Genomic DNA, 21,561 nt, shown 5'->3' with positions numbered 1-21,561 from the left:
TGATGAGCCCCGCACGTGGCGACGCGGTGACCTGGCTGGGACACGCCGGGGCGTCCCTGGACCTCGACGGCACCAGGCTGGTCACCGACCCCGTCCTGCGCTTCCGCGTCGGCCCGCTGCGCCGCCACGGACCGGCACCGGACCCGAGGGCGTGGCGCGAACCGGCCGCGGTGCTCGTCTCGCACCTGCATCACGACCACCTCGACCTGCCGTCGCTGCGCAGGATCGGCACCGGCGTGCCCGTCGTGGTCCCCGCCGGCGCGGCGGCCCTGCTCGACGGCTTCGCCGACGTCCGAGAGGTGGTCGCGGGCGACGAGCTGCGCCTGGGGACGCTGCACGTCACCGCCGTCCCGGCACGGCATCCCGGCGACCGGCCGGGCCGCCGGCTGCGGGCCGCGGCCGTCGGCTACGTGATCCGCGGTCGCACCGGCAGCGTGTGGTTCGCCGGCGACACCGGCGCCTTCCCGGCGCTGCGGGAGCTGCGCGGCGCGGTCGACCTGGCGTTGCTGCCCGTCGGCGGCTGGGGGCCGACCCTCGGTCCCGACCACCTGGACCCGCGCCAGGCCGCCGGGGTCGCGGCGCTCGTCGCACCCCGCCGCGCCGTCCCGATCCACTGGGGGACGCTGCTGCTGCCCGGGTTGCGCACGCTGCGTCCCGACCTCGCCCGGGCGCCGGGCGCTCGGTTCGCGTGGTGGACGGCTCAGCAGGCCGTCGACACCGAGGTCGTGGTGCTCGCGCCGGGAGGGTCCACGGCGATGCCGTAGCTGACGGCGCGGAAGTGGTCGTAGAGCGTGATCACGAGGGAGAGCAGGACGAGCAGGAACAGCGCGGTGAGCCGATCGACCACCACGGCACCGCGCAGCAGCACCAGCGCCTCGAAGATCATCGCGTTGATGACGACCTCGAGCGCGAACCGGGCCACCACCGACAGCGGCACCAGCCGTCGCCACTCCAGCAGCTCGGTGACGCCCGCGTTCAGCGCCACGACCACGCAGACGCCGAGCGCGAGCGCCCCGGCCCCGGCCGTCGAGGGCAGGATGTGACCGAAGATCACCACGACCATCGACGTCAGCGCGGCCTTCTCGGCGGTCGTCCGCAGCAGTGTGCCGCCGCCCTCGGGACGGTTGTCGGGCCGCTTGCGGGCCTGGTGCGCGTCCACGTCGACCGCGAAGCGCCAGTCGGGCGGTGGCACGCGGCGGCGCGCCACCCCGACGACGGCGACCACCACCGCGACGAGCGTGGCCAGCACGAGCACGGCGAGCACCGGATGCGCGGCGGACTCGTCGGTGACGTCCAGGTGCAGCACGTGGATCCATGTCTCCTGCGGCAGCTTGACGATCACCCAGATCGCCGCGGCGAGCGCTATCAGCTGCCGGTCGGACAACCGGGTCGGCCGCCAGCGCGTGCGGATCGCCTCGTAGGCGATGACGAAGTACTCGAACGTGTTCGGGAAGATCAGCAGCAGCGGACCCCACCCGCTGAACTCGAACGCCACCGTGCCCACCAGCCGCCAGTACCAAAGCAGCCGGCCGATGCGGAACGCGACGTCGTCGTGCCAGTTGCGCATCGTCGCGGTGTAGGCGATGACGAGGTAGTAGACGTCCAGGGCCTTGTCGTAGTTCTGGTACTCGCCGAGCACCGAGGTGACGTCGAACCACTGGAAGATCGTCTGGTCGATGCCGTCCACGACCAGCGACGCGAGCAGCGCCGGCAACGGGAACCGCGGGATGAACAGCGGCACGCCGAGGCGGAGCACGACGACGAGCGCGAAGACGAGGTCCTGCTGCACGGCCACGACGTCACCGCGTCCGGGGCGTCACCGGGGACGGAACGCCGGCGCGACGTCGAGCGGGACGTCGCCCCACCGCTGCTGGAGCGCCGCCCACAGACCGTCGGCCAGCTCGGCCAGCGCGGGCAGCTCGGGCGATCCGGCCGCCCGGCGCAGCCGGCTCATGATGAGGGCGCGGCGCGTCGGCATCGCCTGGTGCGGATCGAGCTGCTGGTCGATCTCGACCTCGCTGCCCAGCGCGTGGTCCAGCGTCCAGGACGCCGCGACCAGCGACCAGCCCACGACGGCGGCCTCGACGTCGTGGCCGAACGCGTCGTCGGTGTCGGCCGTCGGGGCGATGCCGAACGCGTCCGCCGCCACCGTCCGGTACCGCTCGTAGCCGCGCCGGGCGACGTCGTCGGGCAGCCGCCACGCCGCGGGGCAGGTCGGCCACGGGACGAGCAGGTAGGCGACGTCCCAGGCCACGTGACGCCACTGGGCGCCCTCGAAGTCGACGAGCACGCACCGCGATCCGACCGCCACGTTGTTCGACGGGCAGGCGTCGGCCGGTGTGAGCGCGGCGAGCGCGTCCCCGCCGAGGCGCTCGGTCAGGCCGGTGAGCTCGCCGAGCGCACCGGACGGGATGGTCACGCCGAGCGCGCCGCAGTCGCGGTCGAGCACCCGCTCCGCCTCGCGGATGCGGGCCGGCAGCCAGCTCTCGACGGCGTCGACGCCCGCGTCGTCGGCGCGCTCACGTAGCGCCGCGCGGAAGTCGTCGCGGCTGCCGCGCGTGGCCACGTGCAGCTCGGCGAGCGCCTCGGCCCAGCCGAGCACGGCCTCGCTCGCCGCGTCGGGATCGTCGCCGAGCAGCGCGTCGGCGACGCTCGGACCCTCGCCGAGGTCCTCCATGACCAGCAGCCGCGGGTCGGTGCTCGCCGCGATGACCTCGGGGACGCGCACCGCGCCCGGCACGCAGGCGAGCGCAGCCGACTCGCGCAGCCAGCCCTCGCTCTCGCCGTGGTACTCCTTGACGACCAGCGTGCGCCGGGAGCGGTCGCCGGCGACGGCTTCGATGCGACGCACCGTGCTGCGCTCCCCCGCCTTGACGACGGCGAGCTCGCGCAGGTCGTCGTCGGGCAGCAGGCCGCGCACGACACCGAGCCGGTCGCGGTCGTCGGCGCGGTCGGCGTTGGCGTCGTGGTCAGCCGTGTCGTCGTGGTCAGCCGTGTCGTCGTGGTCAGCCGTGTCGTCGTGCATCGTGCAGTCGTACCCGATCGGGGGCGTTCGTCAGCCCGCGGGCGTGAAAACGAGCACCGGCCGAGCCCGGCCCTCGGTCTCGCGCAGCAGGGCGACGGCGGTGCCGTCGGCGGTCAGGGCGCCGTGCACGCCCGTGAACCCGGCCGCGGGCAGCGCCCGGCCGAAGGACACCTCCCGCGCCTGGTCGGCGTCGATCTCGCGCACCGGCAGCGCGGTGCGGATCGCGTCGGGCAGCGGCAGGGTGACCGGGTCGTCGAGCTCGGCGAGGGCGTCGAGGGTACGGGCGCCGGTCAGCGCGAAGGGGCCGACCCGGGTGCGCCGCAGCGTGGTCAGGTGACCCCCGACCCCGAGGGCGGCACCGAGGTCGCGCGCCAGGGCGCGCACGTACGTCCCCGAGCTGCACTCGACCTCGACGGCGACGTCGAGCAGGTCCGGCGCGGGTCGGCCGAACCCGGTCGCCTCGAGGCGTGAGACGGTCACCGGCCGCGCGGCGAGCTCGACCTGCTCGCCGTCGCGCACCCGCCGGTAGGACCGTATGCCGTCGACCTTGATCGCCGACACCGCGCTCGGGACCTGCGCGATGTCACCCGTCAGCGGGGCGAGTGCGACCCGGACGCCGTCCTCGGTGAGTGCCGCCGCGGACGACGTCGTCGTCACCTCGCCCTCCGCGTCGTCGGTGACGGTGGCCTGCCCGAGCCGGACCGTCGCGGTGTACGCCTTGTCGGCGAGCACGAGATGGTGCAGCAGCCGCGTCGCGGCGCCGACCCCCACGACGAGTACGCCGGTGGCCATGGGGTCGAGCGTGCCCGCGTGCCCGACCTTGCGGGTGCGGGCCAGCCGGCGCAGCCGGCCGACGACGTCGTGCGACGTCCAGCCGGCCGGCTTGTCGACGACCACGATGCCGTCACGACCCGGCGGCCCCTGCTGCCCCTTCGCCACGCCCCGACCCTAACCAGCGGGATCGTGCGCGCCGACGACGAGCCACCGCTCGCCGCGCACGCGCCACAGCATCCCGACGAGCCGGACGACGATGAACGACGAGAGCCCGGCCCAGACGCCGCCCAGCCCCCAGTCGAGGCGCAGCGCGAGCAGGTTGAGCGGGGCGAACGCGAACACGGCCGCCACGATGGTCACCGTGCGCAGGTAGCCGACGTCGCCCGCGCCGATCAGCACCCCGTCGAGGGCGAACACCACGCCGGCGAGCGGGAGCATGGCGACGAGCCACGGCCAGAGCACGTGGGCCTGGTCGACCACGGCGTCGGAGGAGGTGAAGAGTCCGGGGATCACCAGGGTGCCCGCACCGAAGACGACGGCGAGCGCTCCCCCTGCGTAGAGCCCCCAGCGCGACACCTGCCACGACATCGCCCGCGCCGTGGCCGGGTCGGCGGCACCCAGGGCGGCCCCGACGAGCGACTGGGCGGCGATGGCGAACGAGTCCAGCAGCAGCGCGGTGAAGTCCCACAGCTGCAGCCCGATCTGGTGTGCGCCGATCTGGGCCGTCCCCATCCGGGACGCGACGCCCGCCGCGGTCAGGAACGCGACCTGGAAGGCGGCGGCGCGGATGACGAGATCGCGACCCACCACCGCCTGCGCCCACATGACCGTCGTGTCGGGACGCAGGCTCGTCCCGGTGCGGCGCAGGGCGAGCACGAAGAGCACGCCCCCGACCGCCTGCGCGACCACGTTCGCCACCGCCGAACCGGTCAGTCCCCAGCCCAGCGGGTACACGAACAGCGGGCACAGCACCGCCGACAGCCCGTTGGCGGCGACCACGATGACGACGGGTTCCCGGGTCCGCTGGACGCCGCGCATCCAGCCGTTGCCGGCCAGCACGAGCAACACGCCGGGCAGCCCCAGCACCGCGACGCGGAACCACTGCTCGGCGGTGTGATGGACCGGTCCGCCGCCGGCGAGGAGCCCGGTGAGCGGGCCGGCGAACACCTCGCCCGCCGCCACCAGCACGACCCCGATCCCTGCTGCCAGCCACGAGGCCTGGACGCCCTCGCGTACCGCGGCGTCGGTGCGCCCCGCGCCGTAGGCCCGCGCCGCCCGCGACGTCGTGCCGTACTCGACGAAGGTGCCGACGATCGTCAGCAGCGTCATCAACGCCGCACCGACACCGAGCCCCGCGAGGTCGCGGGCCCCGAGGTGACCGACGACCGCGGTGTCGACGAGCAGGTACAGCGGCTCGGCCGCGAGCACGGCGAAGGCGGACGCGGACAGCGCGAGCAGCCGCCGGGTCGGGGCGAGCTGACCGTCGCCGGCCGTGGGGACGGTCATTCGTCGCCGGGTGCGTCGTCCTCCACGATGCGCGGCTTGCGGTACGGGTCGGCCTCGCCGGCCGGTGTCGCACCGCGGCGCGCGGCCTCGAGCTTGGCGTCCTCGGCCGCGGCCTGCGCGAGCAGGTCCTCCAGCTGGCGGGCACTGTCGGGCAGCGCGTCCGGCGCGAAGGTGAGCGTCGGCGTGAACCGGACGCCGGTCTGCCGGCCGACCTCGCTGCGCAGCACGCCCTTGGCCGATTCGAGGGCGGCGGCCGACACCGCACGGTCCTCGTCGTCGCCGAGCACGGTGTAGAAGACCGTCGCATCGTGCAGATCACCGGTAACGCGGACGTCGGTGATGGTCACCATCCCCAGCCGCGGATCCTTGATCTGCCGCTCGATGACGGTGGCCACGATCTGCTTGATGCGCCCGGACAGACGGCGGGCGCGTGCCACGTCAGCCATGTGGTGCTCCTTCGTGCGCTCGTTTTCGCGCGATTGTGCTCTAATTCAGATCCTCGCCGTCGAGCACGCGGGTGCGTGTCGACAACAGCTCGGCCTCGGGATGCCCGGCGACCAGCCGTTCGCACTGTGCGAGCACGTCCACCGCATGGGCCCGCTCCCCCGTCACCAGCGCGACCGAGATCTCGCAGCGTCGGTGGAGGTCCTGCTCGCCGGTCTCGGCGACCGAGACCGCGAACCGCCGCCCGAGCTCCGCCACGATCGGCCGCACCACCGACCGCTTCTGCTTCAGCGACCGGACGTCCCCGAGCAGCAGGTCACAGACGAGCACGCCCACCACCACCTGTGATCCCCTCCTCAGCGGGCAGGAGCCGCGCACCGGGCGCGGACCAGCGACAGTGACGGGCCGGGTGGGGGCGGCGCGCGAGCGTCGAAGGGCGAAGCCCAGCTCGCGTACCGCCCCCACCCGGAGCGGACCCGGGTGACTACACCCGCGCCTTCTCCCGCAGCTCGAACGTCTCGATGACGTCCTCGACCTTGATGTCGTTGAACGATCCGAGCCCGATACCGCACTCGTACCCGTCGCGGACCTCGGTCGCGTCGTCCTTGAACCGGCGCAGCGACTCGACGGTGAGGTTGTCGGCCACCACGACGCCGTCGCGGACGAGACGCGCCTTGCTGTTGCGCCGGACGATGCCGGTACGCACCAGGGAACCCGCGATGTTGCCGATGCGCGGCACCCGGAACACCTCGCGGACCTCGGCCGTGCCGAGCTGCACCTCTTCGTACTCGGGCTTGAGCATGCCCTTGAGCGCAGCCTCGATCTCGTCGATGGCCTGGTAGATGACGGTGTAGTACCGGACGTCGACGCCCTCGCGCTCGGCCGCCTCACGCGCCTTGCCCTCGGGCCGCACGTTGAAGCCGATGACCACCGCGTCGGACGCCACCGCGAGGTTGATGTCGTTCTCGGTGATGGCACCCACGCCGCGGCCGATGACGCGCAGCGACACCTCGTCCTTGGCGTCGCCGAGGTCGATGTTGACCAGCGACTCCTCGAGCGCCTCGACCGAACCGGCGACGTCGCCCTTGATGATGAGGTTGAGCTGCTCGACCTTGCCCGCGGCGAGCGCCTCGGTCCAGTCGGCCAGCGAGACCCGACGGCTGCCGGCGGCCAGCTGGGCGTTGCGCTCACGGGCCTGGCGACGGTCGGCGATCTGCCGGGCGACGCGGTCCTCGTCGACGACGAGGAAGGTGTCGCCGGCACCGGGCACCGAGCTGAGGCCCAGGACCTGCACCGGACGCGACGGCGTCGCCACGTCGACGTTGTCGCCGTTCTCGTCCAGCATGGCGCGGACCTTGCCGTACGCGTCGGACGCGACGACCGAGTCACCGACGCGCAGCGTGCCGCGCTGCACGAGCAGCGTGGCCACGGGGCCGCGGCCGCGGTCGAGGCGGGCCTCGACGACGACGCCCTGCGCGTCCTGCTCGGGGTTGGCCCGCAGGTCGAGCGCGGCGTCGGCGGTGAGCAGCACGCCCTCGAGCAGCCCGTCGATGTTGGTGCCGGCGCGGGCCGACACCTCGACGAAGAGCGTGTCGCCGCCGTACGACTCGGCCACCAGCCCGTACTCGGCCAGCTGTCCGCGCACGCGCTCGGGATTCGCGCCTTCCTTGTCGATCTTGTTCACCGCGACGACGATCGGGACGTCGGCCGCCTGGGCGTGGTTCAACGCCTCGATGGTCTGCGGCATGACGCCGTCGTCGGCGGCGACGACCAGCACGACGATGTCGGTCGTCGCGGCACCGCGGGCACGCATGGCGGTGAACGCCTCGTGACCGGGGGTGTCGATGAAGGTGATCGGACGTTCCTCGCCCTCGTGCTCGACGCTGACCTGGTAGGCACCGATGTGCTGGGTGATGCCGCCGGCCTCGTCCTTGAGCACGTTGGTCTTGCGGATCGCGTCGAGCAGGCGCGTCTTGCCGTGGTCGACGTGGCCCATGACGGTGACCACCGGCGGCCGCGGCTGCAGGTTCTCCTCGCCGCCCTCGTCGCCGAGGGTCTGGCCGAAGGACTCCAGCAGCTCTCGGTCCTCGTCCTCGGGGCTGACGAGCTGCACCTGGTAGTTCAGCTCCGCACCGAGCAGCTGCAGCGTCTCCTCGTTGACCGACTGGGTCGCGGTGACCATCTCGCCGAGATGGAACATCACCTGCACCAGCGAGGCCGGGCTGGCACCGATCTTGTCGGCGAAGTCCGACAGCGAGGCGCCACGCAGCAGCCGCAGCACGTCGCCGCTACCGCGCGGGACCTGCACACCGCCGATCGACGGAGCCGACATGCTGTCGAACTCCTGCCTGCGCTGGCGCTTGCTCTTGCGCGCCCGCGTCGGGCCGCCGCCCTTGCGGCCGAAGGCGCCGGCCGTGCTGGCGCCCCGGCCACCGCGGCCACGCCCGCCGCCGCCACCGCGGAACGGCGCGCCGCCACCGGGACCCCCGGGACCGCCCGGGCCACCGCCACCGGGGCCGCCGCGGAACCCGCCGCCGCCACCGGGACGACCGGGGCCGCCGGGACGGCCGGGACCGCCGGCGCGGCCACCGGGACCGCCGGGACCACCGCGGCCCGGCGCACGGCCGGGCATCATGCCGGGGTTCGGCCGGGGCGGCATCATGCCGGGGTTGGGCCGGGGGCCACCCGGCCCACCGCCGGGGCCGCTGCCGGCACCGGGACGCGGTGTCGACCCGGGCTGCTGCGGCGGCCGGGGCGCCGCCGGGCGCTGCGGCGCGCCGGCGCCGACGCCGAAGGGGTTGTTGCCGACGCGGGGGCCGGGGCGCGGGCCCGGCGCGGCCGGGCGGGGCTGCGCCGGTGCCGACGGCGCGGCGGGCGTCGTGGGTGCCGAGGCGGCCGGGGCCACCGGCTGCGTCGGCGTCGCCGACGGCTGGGCCGGCGCGGCGGGCGTCGCGGGCCGGGCCGGCGGAGCCGACGGGCCGGGCTGGGCGGGCCGAGCCGGGGTCGGTGCCCCCGGGATCGGCGCACCCGAGGCGGGAGCGCCGGCAGCCGGCACGGCCGGCGTCGGCGCGGCCGGCGTCGCCGCGGGCTGGGCCGGTGCGGCGGGTGCGGCCGGTGCCGCCGGGGCGGCGGCGGCCGGCGACTGGGCCGGCGCCGTCTGCGCCGGTGCGGTCTTCTTGGCGGCCTTCTTCGCCGGGGCGGCGGGGGCGTCCGGGAACGCCTCGCGCAGCTTGCGCGCGACCGGCGCCTCGACCGTGGATGAGGCGCTCTTGACGTACTCGCCGATCTCGTTCAGCTTGGCGAGCGCGTCCTTGCTCGTGATTCCGAGCTCTTTCGCAAGAGCTGATACGCGGGTCTTGCCTGGCACGTGTCTCCTTCGACAGACCGTGCGGCATCCCCGCGCGGCCTGATTAGTGGGTGGGCCTGCTCATCGCTGGCGCTTCATCGAACGCTCATCGCTCGTCATCTCCTGCGGTGTGCCACCGGCGGAGTGCCGGTGTCGCTGCCGTCTTCCGTCCCCGCAACGTACTCGCCCACGGGCGCCGGGTCGATCGGGACGGGCACCCGAAGGGCCCGTTCGAACGCTCGGCGACGCTGCGCGAGTTCCACGCACGCCGGCACGGGGTGCACCCAGGCACCTCGCCCCGGCATCCGCCGACGCGGGTCGGGGACGACGCACCGAACGGCGTGAGCATGCGGCTCAGCCCCTCGGCCGGTCGCCTCCGGCGCCACGACGACACGGAGCAACTCGGCGGCCCCCGCCCGCGTTCGGCACCCGATGCACGTGCGTTCCGGGTTCACGTCTGCTCGCACAGCGACCCCGTCACGTCCCGTTCGGCTGCCGTCGACCTGGCGACGACCACCGCCGACTCTACTCCCCGGGCTCGGGCGTGTCGGTCGCCGGTGCCGCACCCGCCGTGGCGGTGCCGACCTCGGAGTCGCTGTGGATGTCGATCCGGGCACCGGTCAGCCGCGCGGCGAGCCGGGCGTTCTGACCCTCGCGCCCGATCGCCAGCGACAGCTGGAAGTCCGGGACGACGACGCGCACGGCCATGACCGCCGGGTCGACCACGACGCTCGAGAGCGCGTGTGCCGGCGAGAGCGCGTTGCCGACGAACGTGGCGGGGTCGGCGTGCCAGTCGATGATGTCGATCTTCTCGCCGTGCAGCTCGGCGACGACGTTGCGCACCCGCTGCCCCATCGGCCCGATACAGGCGCCCTTGGCGTTCAGGCCCTCGACCGACGTCCGGACGGCGATCTTGCTGCGGTGCCCGGCCTCGCGGGCGACGCTGACGATCTCGACGCTGGCGTCGGCGATCTCGGGGACCTCGAGGGCGAACAGCTTCTTCACCAGGTTGGGATGGGTGCGGCTCAGCGTCACCTGCGGGCCGCGCATCCCGCGCGACACCCCGACCACGTAGGCACGGAGCCGCGACCCGTGGCTGTAGTCCTCGCCGGGCACCTGCTCGGACTGCGGCAGGACCGCCTCGACCTTGCCGATGTCGACGAGTACGAGACCCCGCTGCGACGCCTGGGCGTCGGCCTGGACGACGCCGGTCACGATGTCGCCCTCGCGCCCGGAGTACTCGCCGAAGGTCTGGTCGTGCTCGGCGTCGCGCAGCCGCTGCAGGATCACCTGGCGCGCGGTCATCGCCGCCACCCGACCGAAGTCGGTCGGCGTGTCGTCGTACTCCTCCTCGATGTCGCCCTCGGGCGTGAGCTCCTGCGCCCACACGACGACCTCGCCGGACTTGCGGTCGATGGCCACGCGGGCGTGCGGCATGGAGTGCGCGGTGTGCTTGTAGGCGCTCAGCAGCGCGGTCTCGAGCGCGTCGATGAGGGTCTCGAAGGAGATCTCCTTCTCGCGTTCGATGCTGCGCAGCGCGGCGAGGTCGACGCTAACCACGGTCGGCCGCCTGCCCGACGCCGACCGGCGCGCTCGACTCCGCCGGCGCCGTCACCGGGACCACCACTGTCACCATCGTCACTCCTTCTCGGCCGGCCGGTTGAACTCGACCTGCACCTTGCCGCGGCCGAGCGCGGCCCACGGGACGCTCTGCTGCCGCCCCTTGACGTCGAGGGTCGCACCCGCGTCGTCCGTGGTCACCACGCGGCCGGTGACCTGCTTGCCGTGCGCCTCGGTCGCCACCAGCCGGCCGACGGCGCGGCGCCAGTGCCGCGGCTCGGTGAGGGGCCGGTCGACGCCGGGCGAGGTCACCTCCAGGGTGTAGGAGCCGGCGAGCGCCCGCGCGACCTCGGGGTCGCCGTCGGGGCCGGCCTGCAGCGCCGCGTCCAGCGCGTCGGAGACGACGCGGCTCACCTCGGCCACCGCATCGAGATCGATCCCGCCGTCGGCGTCGACGACCACCCGGACGATGCTGCGGCGCCCGGCGCGTGCCACCGAGACGTCCTCGAGGTCGTGACCGGTCTCGCGGACCAGCGGGTCGAGCAGGTCGAGCAGGCTCTGGCGAACCTGCGCCCCGGACGCTCCGGCGGACGCGGGCGGCATGGGAACTCCTCTGTGCGGTGTCGGTGGATCGACCATCGCGATCCTGCCCCGCCGGACGTGGCCGGCGCGCAGATCGCGGTGACCAGCGAGCCTATCGGCTCTGCCAGGATTGGGACGACATGACCGAGCCCGCAGCACCGGACAGCGACCCCGGCTCCGGCCCGACCGCCGGTCGCGACGCCGGCACGCCCGCGACCGACCCCGCAACCGACCCCTCGACCGACCCCTCGACCGAGCCCCCAGCGGACCCAGCGGACGCGACGGCGGCGGGGCCGCGACACGCCGCGACGGCGCCGCACCGTTCGCGGCGCTGGTTCCTCGCCGGGGCGGGCACGGTGGTGCTGGCCGGCGGCGGCGGGGTCGGCGCCGCGTTCCTGCGCCGCGAGTCAGGCACGCACGCCGAGCGGCCACCGGCACCGTTGCGCGCCGCAGTCGCCGCCGAACGCCGGCTCATCGCCGATCTCGACGCCACCACCGGGGGTACGGCGTCGGTGCGTGGCGTCCTGGTCCAGGCCCGCGCCGACCACGCCGCGCACCTGCGGGCCCTCGAGGCGGTGGTCGCCGGCTACGGCGCGCCCGCCGCCGCGGCGACGGCGTCCCGCAGCCCGGCCGGGACACCCCGCAGCGCCGCCGAGCTGCGGGCGGCCGAACACCGCGCGTCGCAGCAGGCCGCCGCCCGCGCGGGCACCCTGCACGGCCGGAGCGCGGCTCTGCTCGCGAGCATCGCCGCGTGCGAGGCGACCCACGCGGAGCTGCTGGCATGAGCGCCCGCGGCACGCGCGCCGACGCGCTGACCGATGCGCTGCAGGCCGCGCTCGCGACCGAGCACCGCGCCGTCTTCGGCTACGCCCTGCTCGGGCCGCGCTGCAGCGCCGACGACCGCGAGCTCGCGGTCACCTGTACCGCCGCGCACGAGCAGGCCCGCGACGCGACGATGACGACGCTGGCCGCGGCCGGCGCCGACCCCGTCGGCCCCGACCCGGACTACCCCGCCCTCTATCCCGTGCGCGACGCCGCCGCGGCCCGTGCGCTGGCCGTCCGGCTCGAGGACGGTGTGGCCGCGGGGTGGCGGTACGCCTACGCCGTGGCCGCGTCCGTCGGCGGCACCCGGGCGACGCGGCTGCGGGCGACCGCGCAGCGACAGCTCACCGCCGCAGCGATCCGCGCCACCCGGTGGCGCAGCAGGGTCGACCCGGCGCGGGCGACGACGCCCTTCCCCGGCATCTGAGGACCGGCCCGCTCAGTCGCGCGGGCGATGCAGCGCGTCGACGACGGCGAGCACGTCACCCAGGCGCTGCACGACTGCGTCGGCCTCCCCTTCGACCGGCCCCTTCTGCACGTCGGGGATCTCGCTGTGCGGCACCAGCACGGCGTGCATGCCGACCGACTTCGCGCCGTGGATGTCGTCGAACGGGCGGTCGCCGACGAACACGGCGCGGGACGGGTCGACGACCGCGACGGCGTCGAGCGCGGCCCGGAAGGCCTCGGCGTGCGGCTTGCTCCAGGGGATCTCCGAGGAGTACACGGCGCCGTCGATCGCGTCGAGGACGCCGTCGCGGCGAAAGATGCGCTCGTGCTCCTCGCGTGTCCACAACGTGTTCGACAGCACCCCGACCCGGATGCCGCGCTCGTGCAGGCCGGCGAACAGGGCCGGCACGTCGGGGTCGAGGAACGTGTGCGGCTCCCACCACTCGCGCAGGGACGCGAGCATGACGTCGGTCGCGGTGACCCCGACCGTGTCGAACACCTCGGCCACCGTGCCGCTGCGGTGCTCGTCGCGCGACCGGCGCCAGATCTCGACCTCGGCCTGCCACAGCCGATCGGCGAGGTCCGCGTCGGCGACCGCCGCGATCCACGCCTCCCGCGGCTCCAGCGTGTGCCACGGGGTGAGGGTGCCGCCCCAGTCGAAGATGACCGCCTCGATCGTCACGCGCCGAGGTTAGCGGCCGCCACCGACGCAGGGACGGCGCGAGCCGGGGTGCTCAGAAGAGCACGGTCGACAGGGTGGCGGCCGGCACCATGCCCAGGCGGGCGTACATCCGCCGCGCCGCGACGTTGAAGTCGTTGACGTAGAGGCTCACCGTGGGGGCGGTCGTCAGCGCGTGCGCGAGCACGCCGGCGAGCGCACGCGTGCCGAGCCCCCGACCCCGCAGCTCCGGGCGCACCCAGACCCCCTGCACCTGGCAGGTCTGCCGCGAGACGGCACCGAGGTCAGCCTTGAACGCCACCCGCCCGTCCCGGTCGAACACCGCGAACGCGCGGCCCTCGCGCACGAGCGACGCGACGCGGCGCCGGTAGTCACCGGCCGCGGCGCACTGGTAGGGCGAGACGCCGAGCTCCTCGGTGAACATCTCCGCGGCCGCGGGCACGTAGGCGTCCAACTGCGCGGGCTGCACGCGGCGCACCGTCTCGTCGCCCGGCGGCAGGGTCGCGGCGTCGTGCAGCGCGAGCAAGGGCTGCCGGTCGCGGATCGCCCGCGGGCGGCCCCAGGACGGCGCGAGCTCGTCCCAGAGAGCACTGACCGCGCTCGCGCGGCCGACGATCGAGCTGCAGACGCGGGTCTCGCGGGCCAGATACCGACCGAGCACCGCCCACGCCTCGGCGCAGGAGTCCCGGGCGTCGGGGACGCCGGCCGTTCCGAACTCGTCGGTGCAGTCCGAATCGCCCGCGACCGGGAGCAGGTTGCCGCCGTGGAAGGCGGCAGCGACGAGCCGGCCACCGGGATCGCGGACGCCCAACAGGGTGCCCCCGAAGCGGCGCGGCGACAGGGACGAGAGCGCGTCGAGGCGAGCGGCCAGGACCGCGTTGACGAAGGGATCCTGGCCGACGAGGCGGGTCAGGGCGGGCCGGTCGGCGTCACCCAGGACCGTCACGGTCAGGTCCTCGGAGCCGGAGCTCGCGCCGCCCGTCCCGGCGGACCGGCGCAGCAGCGAGCTCACCGCATCACGCTAGCCCACCGGGAACGGCGCGCGTCACGCGCCGCGGCCGGTCTCGTTCTGCAGTCGGTCGATCTCCTCGCTGGCCTGCGCCTTGGTGAGGTCCTGCTTGACCTCCTCGCCGGCCTCCTGCGCGAGTGTGGACAGGTAGGACTGCTGCGGGCCGGTCATCGGCTCGTCGCCGGTCACCCACTCGTCGGTGGGCTTCTCGGCCTGCGGTTGCACGTCGTCCGGTGTGCTCACCAGCTGCTCCCTCATTCGATTGTACGTTCGACCAGGATGCTGCCCGGGGTGGCGCACCGACTAACGGCCGGGCGCCGGGTCAGGTGATGGAGACCGACGGCTCGCCCGACGGCACGCCGGCGTCGCCCATCTCCTCGGCCATCCGCAGGGCCTCCTCGATGAGGGTCTCCACGATCTGCGACTCGGGCACGGTCTTGATGACCTCGCCGCGGACGAAGATCTGCCCCTTGCCGTTGCCCGACGCCACGCCGAGATCGGCCTCGCGAGCCTCGCCCGGGCCGTTCACGACGCACCCCATCACCGCGACGCGGAGCGGGACCTCGATGCCCTCGAGGCCGGCGGTGACCTTGTCGGCGAGGGTATAGACGTCGACCTGGGCCCGCCCGCACGAGGGGCAGGAGACGATCTCCAGCCGACGCTGGCGCAGGTTCAGCGACTCGAGGATCGACAGGCCGACCTTCACCTCCTCGACCGGCGGGGCCGAGAGCGAGACGCGGATCGTGTCGCCGATGCCGCGGCTGAGCAGCGCCCCGAACGCGACCGAGGACTTGATGGTGCCCTGGAAGGCCGGGCCCGCCTCGGTGACGCCGAGGTGCAGCGGGTAGTCGCAGGCCTCGGCGAGCAGCTCGTACGCGCGCACCATCACGACCGGGTCGTTGTGCTTGACCGAGATCTTGAAGTCGCGGAAGTCGTGCTCCTCGAACAGGGCGGCCTCGTTCAGCGCCGACTCGACCAGCGCCTCGGGCGTGGCCTTGCCGTACTTGGCGAGCAGCCGCTTGTCCAGCGAGCCGGCGTTGACGCCGATGCGCAGCGAGACGCCCGCGTCGGACGCGGCCTTCGCGATCTCACCGACCTTGTCGTCGAAGGCCTTGATGTTGCCCGGGTTCACCCGGACGGCCGCGCAGCCGGCGTCGATCGCGGCGAAGACGTACTTGGGCTGGAAGTGGATGTCGGCGATGACCGGCAGCTGCGACTTGGCCGCGATCGCCGGCAGCGCCTCGGCGTCGTCGGCCGACGGGCACGCCACTCGGACGATGTCGCAACCGGCCGCGGTGAGCGCCGCGATCTGCTGCAGGGTGGCATTGACGTCGGCGGTGAGCGTGGTCGTCATCGACTGCACCGACACCGGCGCGTCGCCGCCCACCGGCACCGATCCGACGTTGATGCGGCGCGACCTGCGTCGCGGTGCCAGCACGGGCGGTGGCGACGTCGGCATTCCCAGGTTGGTAGTCACGCTTCCCCATTATCCCCTTGTTCGGTCAGCCGCCGAGGAGACGGATCGGGCTGACGATGTCGGCGTACAGCGTGAGCAGGGTGAGCACGACGAGCACCGACGCGACGCCGTACATCACCGGCAGCATCTGCGCGGTGTCCACGAAGATCTGTGGCCGCGCGGGCCGCACCGCTCCCCCGTCGGGCCCGACCAGCGGCGGCTGGCTGCGGGCCCGCAGCCGGGCGCGGCCGCGCTTGACCGCCTCGACGATCGCCCCCGCCACGTGACCGCCGTCGAGCGGCAGCAGCGGCAGCAGGTTGAAGAAGAACAGCAGCAGGTTGACGCTCGCGAGCAGGCCGAGCAGCGAGGCCACCTTGTCCTTGGTGGTGATGGCCTTGCTCTCGGCGAGATCGCCGGAGATGCGACCGATGCCGACCACGCCCACGGCGCCCTCGGGATCGCGCTTCTCGCCCTGGAAGACGGTGCCGAACAGGTTGCCGATCTTCTCCGGGTAGCGGGCCAGCGCGCTGACGCCGAGGTGGAGCTGGCGGCCGATCTCGCCGGGGATCTCGGTGAGCGACAGGGTGTCGTAGTAGCGCGGGATGACCGGCGACACGCCGAGGTACCCGGTCGTCGCGAGCTTCGTGCCGCCCTTGCCGTCGACGACGCGCTTGAGGTTGCGCACCGGCGTGACCGTGACCGTCCGTGTGATGCCGTCACGGCGGATCGTCATACGCAACGGCGCGCCGGCCGACGTCTCGACCCGCGACACCAGCCCGTCCCAACTGGTGACCGGCGTGCCGTCGACCGCGAGGACCGTGTCGCCCGGCTGCAGCTTCCTGTAGGCGGGCGCCTCGGAGCCGACCGGGCACTCGTTCGGGTCGACATCGGTTCGGTTCGCCGCCACCACGCACTTCTCGATCGAGGTGATCGTCAGCGTCGGCGGCCGTTCCTTGGCCACCCCGAGCGTGGTGAGCACGATGATAGTCAGGACGAGGTAGATGAGCAGGTTCATGGTCGGGCCCCCGACCATGACGATCATCTTCTTGCCCGGCGTCAGCCGGTAGAACTGGCGCTCCTCGTCGCCGGGCTGCACCTCGGCCCGGCTGACCTGGCGGAAGTCCTCGACCGCGGTGGCCATGCGCCGGGGCCAGCGGGAGCGCCGACCGTCGGCGCGAGGCGGCACCATCCCGATCATGCGGATGTAGCCGCCGAGCGGAACCGCCTTCAGGCCGTACTCGGTGTCGCCGCGCTTGCGCGACCACATCGTCGGACCGAAGCCGACCATGTACTGCGTCACCTTCACGCCGAACTTCTTCGCCGGCACCATGTGGCCGACCTCGTGCAGCGCGATCGACAGCAGCAGGCCGAAGGCGAAGATGACGACACCGAGGGTGTAGAGCAACCACGAGGGCATTCCCGGCTCGGCTCCTTCTCGTCCCCGCGAGTGGTCAGGTCTCGGACGCGGTCGCGACCAGCGAACGTGCTCGCCGGCGGGCCCACTCCTCTGCCTGTTCGACGTCCGCCACGGTACCGGGGTTCCCGACCTCGTCGTGGCGTTCCCTCAGCCAGGCGTCCAGCACGTCGGCCACGGTGTCGACGATCTGCAGGAAGCGCACCGAGCCGTCGTGGAAGGCGGCGACGAGCAGCTCGTTGGCGGCGTTGAAGACCGCGGGCGCACAGCCGCCGGCGGTGCCCGCCCGCTTGGCGAGCTCGACGGCCGGGAAGGCCTCGGCGTCGAGCGGCTCGAACGTCCAGCTCTGCGCGGTCGTCCAGTCGACGGGCCGCGCGGCGTCGGGGACGCGGTCGGGCCAGCCGAGCGCCAGCGCGATCGGCAGCCGCATGTCCGGCGGCGAGGCCTGGGCGATCGTCGAGCCGTCCTGGAACTCGACCATGGAGTGGATCATCGACTGCGGGTGCACCACCGCCTCGATGCGCTCGTACGGGACGTCGAAGAGCAGGTGCGCCTCGATGATCTCCAGGCCCTTGTTGACCAGGGTGGCGGAGTTCGTCGTGACGAGCCGTCCCATGTCCCAGGTGGGGTGGGCCAGCGCCTGCGCGGGCGTGACGTCGAGGAGCTGCTCGCGGCGGCGACCGCGGAACGGGCCGCCGCTGGCGGTGACCAGCAGCCGTCGCACCTCGCCGGCGGATCCGGCGCGCAGGCACTGGGCCAGCGCCGAGTGCTCGGAGTCGACCGGGACGAGCTGGCCGTCGCCCGCGAGTCGGGTGACCAGCGGCCCCCCGGCGATCAGCGACTCCTTGTTGGCCAGCGCGACGACGCGGCCGGCCGCCAGCGCGGCCAGCGTGGCCCGCAACCCCTGCGCCCCGGTGACGGCGTTCAGCACCGTGTCGCACGGCAGGGCGGCGAGCTCGGCCGCCGCCTGGGCGCCGGCGTGCACCTCGGGCCGGCGCACGTCCCCGGGCCACACCGCGTCGAGCCGGTCACGCAGCGCGTCGACCACGTCCTCGCGGGCGACGCCGACCGCGCGCACGGCGAGCCGGGCCGCCTGGTCGGCGAGCGCCGCCACGTCGCTGCCGCCCGCGGCGACCGCGACGATGCGCACCCGGTCGGTCGCCTGCCGCGCGACGTCCTCGGTCTGCGTCCCGATCGAGCCGGTGGACCCCAGCAGGACGACGTCGCGAGCCGCAGTCATGCCCCGATGGTGTCATCCCCCTCCCCGACACGGCGGCGACCGGTCGCGGTCGCGCGGAGCGCGAGGACGACGACGAGCGGCCACAACGCCTGCTGCGCGGCGAGCACGCGCTCCCACAGCCCGACGGTGGCGCCGTCGAGGTGGACGGCGAACCAGCCGAGCAACCCGACCGACACTGCGGCGACGCCGATCGCCACGGCGGGTCGGCGCACCGTCGGTCCCCGACGCGACGCCGTCGTCGCCGGCCACAGGGCGAGCAGCACGAACCCTGTGGCGGCGAGGCCGCCGTGCACGGCCGACGACCCCGCGACCGGCTGCGGGAAGACGGCCACCAGGAACGTCACCGCCCCGGCCAGGGCGAGCACGACCCGGCTCACCGGCCGGAGGGCGGCCGACCCGATGGCGGTGACGACGTGCGAGACGCCGAGCCCGGCGAGGCCGAGGGTCATGATCCAGCGGTGCTCCACGCCGCGGCGGGCGAGGTCGCTGATCGTGTCGGCCACGGCGTCGAACCCCGGCGGGCCCACCGCCTGCGCGAGCGTCCACCCGCCGACGAGGAACACCGGCGCCGCGACCGCCGACGCCACCGCCCACTCCGGCGGTCGCGCCGCGGTCAGCCGAACAACGACTTGCCCCACCAGTCGCCCGCCGCCGACACCCCCGGCGGGCACGCCCACACGCCGCTGCCGGTGTGGCGGATGTACTCGTTGAGCAGGTCCGAGCCGCCCAGCCGGCGCTGGATCGGCACGAACTGGGTGCGCGGGTCCTGCTGGAAGGCGATGAAGAACAGCCCGGCGTCGAGCAGGCCGGTGTCGGGGTCGATGCCGTCGGTGTAGGAGTAGCCGCGACGCAGCAGCTTCTTCCCGCCGTTGGACTCCGGCGCGGCGAGGCGGATGTGCGCGTTGGCGTCGATGACCGGCTTGCCGGCCCTCGCCGCGGCGAGGCGGACGGTGTCGAACTCGTGCTTGCCGGTGAGCGGGGCGCCGCTGTCCTTGTAGCGGCCGAACACCTTCTCCTGGTCACTGAGGAAGTCGGTGTCCCACGACTCGATGAGCATGCGGATGCGGCGGGCGACGACGTAGCTGCCCCCGCGCATCCACGGCTGGTCGGTCTCGCGGCCCACCCAGACGAAGCGGTCGAGCTCGTCGGTGTCCTCGTCCTTGATGTTGTTGGTGCCGTCCTTGAACCCCATGAGGTTGCGCGGGGTGTCCTGCGACCGGGACGTGGACGAGGTCCGGCCGAAGCCGAGCTGCGACCAGCGCATGACCGCCGTGCCGCGCGCGAGCCGGGCGAAGTTGCGGATCGCGTGGAAGGCCACCTGCGGGTCGTCGGCGCACGCCTGCACGCAGAGATCGCCGCCGCTGCGCTGCGGGTCGAGGGTGTCGCCGGGGAGCGCCGGGATGGGGGCGAGCGCGGCCGGGCGCTTGGCCGCCAGCCCGAAGCGGTCGTCGAACAGCGACGGCCCGAAGCCCACCGTGATCGTCAGGTTGGCCGGCGACAGCCCGAGCGCCTCGCCGGTGTCGATCGGCGGCCGATCCGGGCTCACCTCGACCGCACCGACCTGCAGCCCCTTCGTCAGCTGCGACGCCGCGGCGGCCCACGTGCCGAGCATCACCTGGACGTCCTGGACGTCGACCGCGGTGATGTCGAACGCGGCGAAGGCGAGCCGGTCCTGGGCCGGCGTGGCGATGCCCGCCTGGTGGCGACCGTAGAACGGAACGCGGTGCGTGGCGGCCGGAGCGGCGGCCGCCTCGGACTCGGTGGCCCGGGCGACCCCGAAACCGACCCCACCGGCGGCCAGCGCCCCGGCGGCGCCGGCGGCACCACCGAGGAAGCGGCGCCGGCTGGGGTTCCTCGGACCGTCGCGGCCTGGGCCGGCGTCGTGAGCGTCGTCGTTCATCGCGTCCCCGAGATTACCCGCGGGCGGCGCAACCGCCGGGCCGCGGCTGCGCGCCCGCTCAGGCGTTGGCGACCTTGCTGGACACCTTGGCCAGCGGCTCCTGGACCGCCTTCACCGCGGCCGCGAAGCCGCGCTTGTCGGCGGCGGTGAGGTCGTTGTACAGCTTGTAGCCCGAGGGGTTCGCATCGGTCTTGTACTTGTCCAGCAGCGTCGAGAGCGCGGTGAAGCGCTGGGTGATGGTCTTGCCGAGCGTCGCGTCGATCTTGTCGAGCGCGGGCTGGAGCTGCGCGAACGCCTGCTCGGCGCCCTCGACGTTGCCGGCGAAGTCGAGCAGGTCGACGCGCGAGTAGCGCTCCTCCTCGCCGGTGATCTTGCTGGCCGCGACCTCGTCGAGCAGTCCCTGCGCGCCGTTGGCGAGCTCGGTCGGCTTGTAGGTCAGGTTCTTCGTCAGGCCCTGCAGCCGCTTGACGTCGGCCACCAGCTTGTCGCCGTAGTCACCCATGCCCTTGAGCGTCTTCTGCTGGAACAGCGACTTCTCGATGCGGTGGAAGCCGCGCCACTGCGAGGCCGGCACGTCGCCCGCGCGGATGTCGATGTCGGCGTCGACGGAGTCCTTGCCGATGACGAAGGACTCGGCGACGGGCTCGATGCGCTCGTAGAACGGCCGGGCGGCGATGTAGGCCTTCTGCGCGGCGGTGAGGTCGGTGCCGTGCAGCGCGGTGTCGAATTTGGCCACGGCGGCGACGAGCGCCGTCACCTGGGTGTTGATGTAGTTGCCGTAGCCCTTCGTGCCCTGCGCGAGCAGCGCCGCGACGGTGGTGTCGCCGGTGCCGGCGGCCTTGCCGGTCACGGTGAGCGGACGCTTCTCGGGCGTCGCGCCCGGGCAGTACAGCTGGTACGTGCCGGCGGTGACGTTGACGCTGAACTCGCCACTGAAGCCCGGGGGCAGGTTCTCCTTCTCGCCGAGGATGCGCTGGCCCGCCAGCAGCTCGACCTCGGTCACGCCCGCCGCGTCCTTGTTCGTCACCTTGAAGGTGATCGCGCCCGCGGCCAGGGTCTGCCGGTCCGACGTGCAGCCGTTCGCCTGGGTGACGGTGACGGTGGCGACGCGCGAGTTGCCGGCGGCCTTGGTGGCCGTGCCGCCGCTCGTCGTCGAGCTCGGGTTGCCGCTGGCGTCGCCGCCGGAGGACGAGCACGCGGCGAGCGTGACCGCAGCGAGCGCGGTCCCCGCGAGGACGACGGCGAGACGGCCGCGCGCGCGGGACGGAACCGGGGCGGACGGCGAGGGCGTGGACATGACACGGTCTCCAGGTGCGACGTTCGGCGCCCGGCGGCGGCCTGGGCCAGGGCAGCCTAA

At 73.9% G+C, this 21,561-nt stretch carries 22 protein-coding genes; 3 read left to right on the top strand and 19 right to left on the bottom strand.

Annotated features, from left to right (window positions below; translation table 11 throughout):
- The first annotated feature begins 2 nt into the window (after nucleotides 1–2).
- Nucleotides 3–764: an MBL fold metallo-hydrolase gene (locus BUE29_RS13500; RefSeq protein ID WP_073390822.1), complete on the top strand. Its 762-nt coding sequence runs from the start codon at nucleotides 3–5 to the stop codon at nucleotides 762–764.
- Here BUE29_RS13500 and BUE29_RS13495 read toward each other — a convergent pair.
- The 10 genes from BUE29_RS13495 to rimP form a co-directional block, all read right to left on the bottom strand.
- On the bottom strand, nucleotides 701–1,795 hold the full coding sequence (locus BUE29_RS13495; RefSeq protein ID WP_073390821.1) for a hypothetical protein: 1,095 nt from the start codon (nucleotides 1,793–1,795) through the stop codon (nucleotides 701–703). The genes BUE29_RS13500 and BUE29_RS13495 overlap by 64 nt on opposite strands.
- 21 nt (nucleotides 1,796–1,816) lie before the next feature.
- Nucleotides 1,817–3,025 carry a hypothetical protein gene (locus BUE29_RS22525; RefSeq protein ID WP_073390820.1) on the bottom strand — a complete coding sequence of 403 codons (1,209 nt, stop codon included), beginning with the start codon at nucleotides 3,023–3,025 and terminating at the stop codon, nucleotides 1,817–1,819.
- A gap of 30 nt (nucleotides 3,026–3,055) precedes the next feature.
- Complete coding sequence (gene truB / locus BUE29_RS13485) at nucleotides 3,056–3,964, bottom strand: tRNA pseudouridine(55) synthase TruB (RefSeq protein ID WP_073390819.1); 909 nt, start codon at nucleotides 3,962–3,964, stop codon at nucleotides 3,056–3,058.
- Between the two features lie 9 nt (nucleotides 3,965–3,973).
- Nucleotides 3,974–5,305, bottom strand: coding sequence for an MATE family efflux transporter (locus tag BUE29_RS13480; RefSeq protein WP_073390818.1), 1,332 nt, complete (start codon nucleotides 5,303–5,305; stop codon nucleotides 3,974–3,976).
- A complete protein-coding gene (gene rbfA / locus BUE29_RS13475; protein WP_073390817.1) occupies nucleotides 5,302–5,751 on the bottom strand; it encodes a 30S ribosome-binding factor RbfA in 450 nt (149 codons plus the stop codon). The genes BUE29_RS13480 and rbfA overlap by 4 nt, the downstream gene beginning before the upstream one ends.
- A 40-nt stretch (nucleotides 5,752–5,791) precedes the next feature.
- Entirely contained in the window at nucleotides 5,792–6,091 is a 300-nt protein-coding gene (locus BUE29_RS13470) for a DUF503 domain-containing protein (RefSeq protein WP_073390816.1), read from the bottom strand.
- Nucleotides 6,092–6,233: 142 nt separating this feature from the next.
- Nucleotides 6,234–9,116: a translation initiation factor IF-2 gene (gene infB / locus BUE29_RS23415; RefSeq protein WP_073390815.1), complete on the bottom strand. Its 2,883-nt coding sequence runs from the start codon at nucleotides 9,114–9,116 to the stop codon at nucleotides 6,234–6,236.
- A gap of 95 nt (nucleotides 9,117–9,211) precedes the next feature.
- Nucleotides 9,212–9,562, bottom strand: coding sequence for a YlxR family protein (locus BUE29_RS23675; RefSeq protein WP_073390814.1), 351 nt, complete (start codon nucleotides 9,560–9,562; stop codon nucleotides 9,212–9,214).
- 58 nt (nucleotides 9,563–9,620) lie between these two features.
- Nucleotides 9,621–10,655, bottom strand: a complete 1,035-nt coding sequence (nusA, locus tag BUE29_RS13455; protein ID WP_073390813.1) for a transcription termination factor NusA — start codon at nucleotides 10,653–10,655, stop codon at nucleotides 9,621–9,623.
- A gap of 78 nt (nucleotides 10,656–10,733) precedes the next feature.
- Nucleotides 10,734–11,258 carry a ribosome maturation factor RimP gene (gene rimP, locus BUE29_RS13450; protein WP_073390812.1) on the bottom strand — a complete coding sequence of 175 codons (525 nt, stop codon included), beginning with the start codon at nucleotides 11,256–11,258 and terminating at the stop codon, nucleotides 10,734–10,736.
- 119 nt (nucleotides 11,259–11,377) lie between these two features.
- Here rimP and BUE29_RS13445 point away from each other — a divergent pair, with 119 nt between their 5' ends.
- Both BUE29_RS13445 and BUE29_RS13440 read left to right on the top strand, forming a co-directional pair.
- Nucleotides 11,378–12,022 carry a hypothetical protein gene (locus BUE29_RS13445; RefSeq protein WP_073390811.1) on the top strand — a complete coding sequence of 215 codons (645 nt, stop codon included), beginning with the start codon at nucleotides 11,378–11,380 and terminating at the stop codon, nucleotides 12,020–12,022.
- Nucleotides 12,019–12,486: a DUF4439 domain-containing protein gene (locus BUE29_RS13440; RefSeq protein ID WP_084181024.1), complete on the top strand. Its 468-nt coding sequence runs from the start codon at nucleotides 12,019–12,021 to the stop codon at nucleotides 12,484–12,486. Before BUE29_RS13445 ends, BUE29_RS13440 begins: the two co-directional genes overlap by 4 nt.
- A gap of 12 nt (nucleotides 12,487–12,498) precedes the next feature.
- Here BUE29_RS13440 and BUE29_RS13435 read toward each other — a convergent pair whose 3' ends face one another.
- The 9 genes from BUE29_RS13435 to efeO all read right to left on the bottom strand — a co-directional run bounded on the left by BUE29_RS13435 (nucleotide 12,499) and on the right by efeO (nucleotide 21,501).
- On the bottom strand, nucleotides 12,499–13,188 hold the full coding sequence (locus BUE29_RS13435) for an HAD family hydrolase (RefSeq protein ID WP_073390810.1): 690 nt from the start codon (nucleotides 13,186–13,188) through the stop codon (nucleotides 12,499–12,501).
- Between the two features lie 52 nt (nucleotides 13,189–13,240).
- On the bottom strand, nucleotides 13,241–14,197 hold the full coding sequence (locus tag BUE29_RS13430; RefSeq protein ID WP_200800177.1) for a GNAT family N-acetyltransferase: 957 nt from the start codon (nucleotides 14,195–14,197) through the stop codon (nucleotides 13,241–13,243).
- Nucleotides 14,198–14,230: 33 nt separating this feature from the next.
- Entirely contained in the window at nucleotides 14,231–14,452 is a 222-nt protein-coding gene (locus BUE29_RS13425) for a DUF3072 domain-containing protein (RefSeq protein ID WP_073390809.1), read from the bottom strand.
- Nucleotides 14,453–14,516: 64 nt separating this feature from the next.
- Nucleotides 14,517–15,671 carry a flavodoxin-dependent (E)-4-hydroxy-3-methylbut-2-enyl-diphosphate synthase gene (gene ispG / locus BUE29_RS13420; protein WP_073390808.1) on the bottom strand — a complete coding sequence of 385 codons (1,155 nt, stop codon included), beginning with the start codon at nucleotides 15,669–15,671 and terminating at the stop codon, nucleotides 14,517–14,519.
- Nucleotides 15,672–15,696: 25 nt separating this feature from the next.
- Nucleotides 15,697–17,067 (bottom strand): M50 family metallopeptidase, encoded by a 1,371-nt coding sequence (locus BUE29_RS13415; RefSeq protein ID WP_073390807.1) that lies wholly within the window; start codon nucleotides 17,065–17,067, stop codon nucleotides 15,697–15,699.
- 34 nt (nucleotides 17,068–17,101) lie between these two features.
- A complete protein-coding gene (gene dxr / locus BUE29_RS13410) occupies nucleotides 17,102–18,304 on the bottom strand; it encodes a 1-deoxy-D-xylulose-5-phosphate reductoisomerase (protein ID WP_073390806.1) in 1,203 nt (400 codons plus the stop codon).
- Nucleotides 18,301–18,891: a DUF998 domain-containing protein gene (locus BUE29_RS13405; RefSeq protein ID WP_159440874.1), complete on the bottom strand. Its 591-nt coding sequence runs from the start codon at nucleotides 18,889–18,891 to the stop codon at nucleotides 18,301–18,303. Before BUE29_RS13405 ends, dxr begins: the two co-directional genes overlap by 4 nt.
- Nucleotides 18,892–18,917: 26 nt before the next feature.
- Nucleotides 18,918–20,204 (bottom strand): iron uptake transporter deferrochelatase/peroxidase subunit, encoded by a 1,287-nt coding sequence (gene efeB, locus BUE29_RS13400; RefSeq protein WP_073390805.1) that lies wholly within the window; start codon nucleotides 20,202–20,204, stop codon nucleotides 18,918–18,920.
- Between the two features lie 58 nt (nucleotides 20,205–20,262).
- A complete protein-coding gene (efeO, locus tag BUE29_RS13395; protein WP_073390804.1) occupies nucleotides 20,263–21,501 on the bottom strand; it encodes an iron uptake system protein EfeO in 1,239 nt (412 codons plus the stop codon).
- Nucleotides 21,502–21,561 lie beyond the last annotated feature (60 nt).

It is taken from the genome of Jatrophihabitans endophyticus (assembly GCF_900129455.1).
GTDB lineage: Bacteria > Actinomycetota > Actinomycetes > Mycobacteriales > Jatrophihabitantaceae > Jatrophihabitans > Jatrophihabitans endophyticus.
Note: the sequence above shows the minus strand (reverse complement) of the source record. Positions and strands in the feature narration are given on the sequence as shown.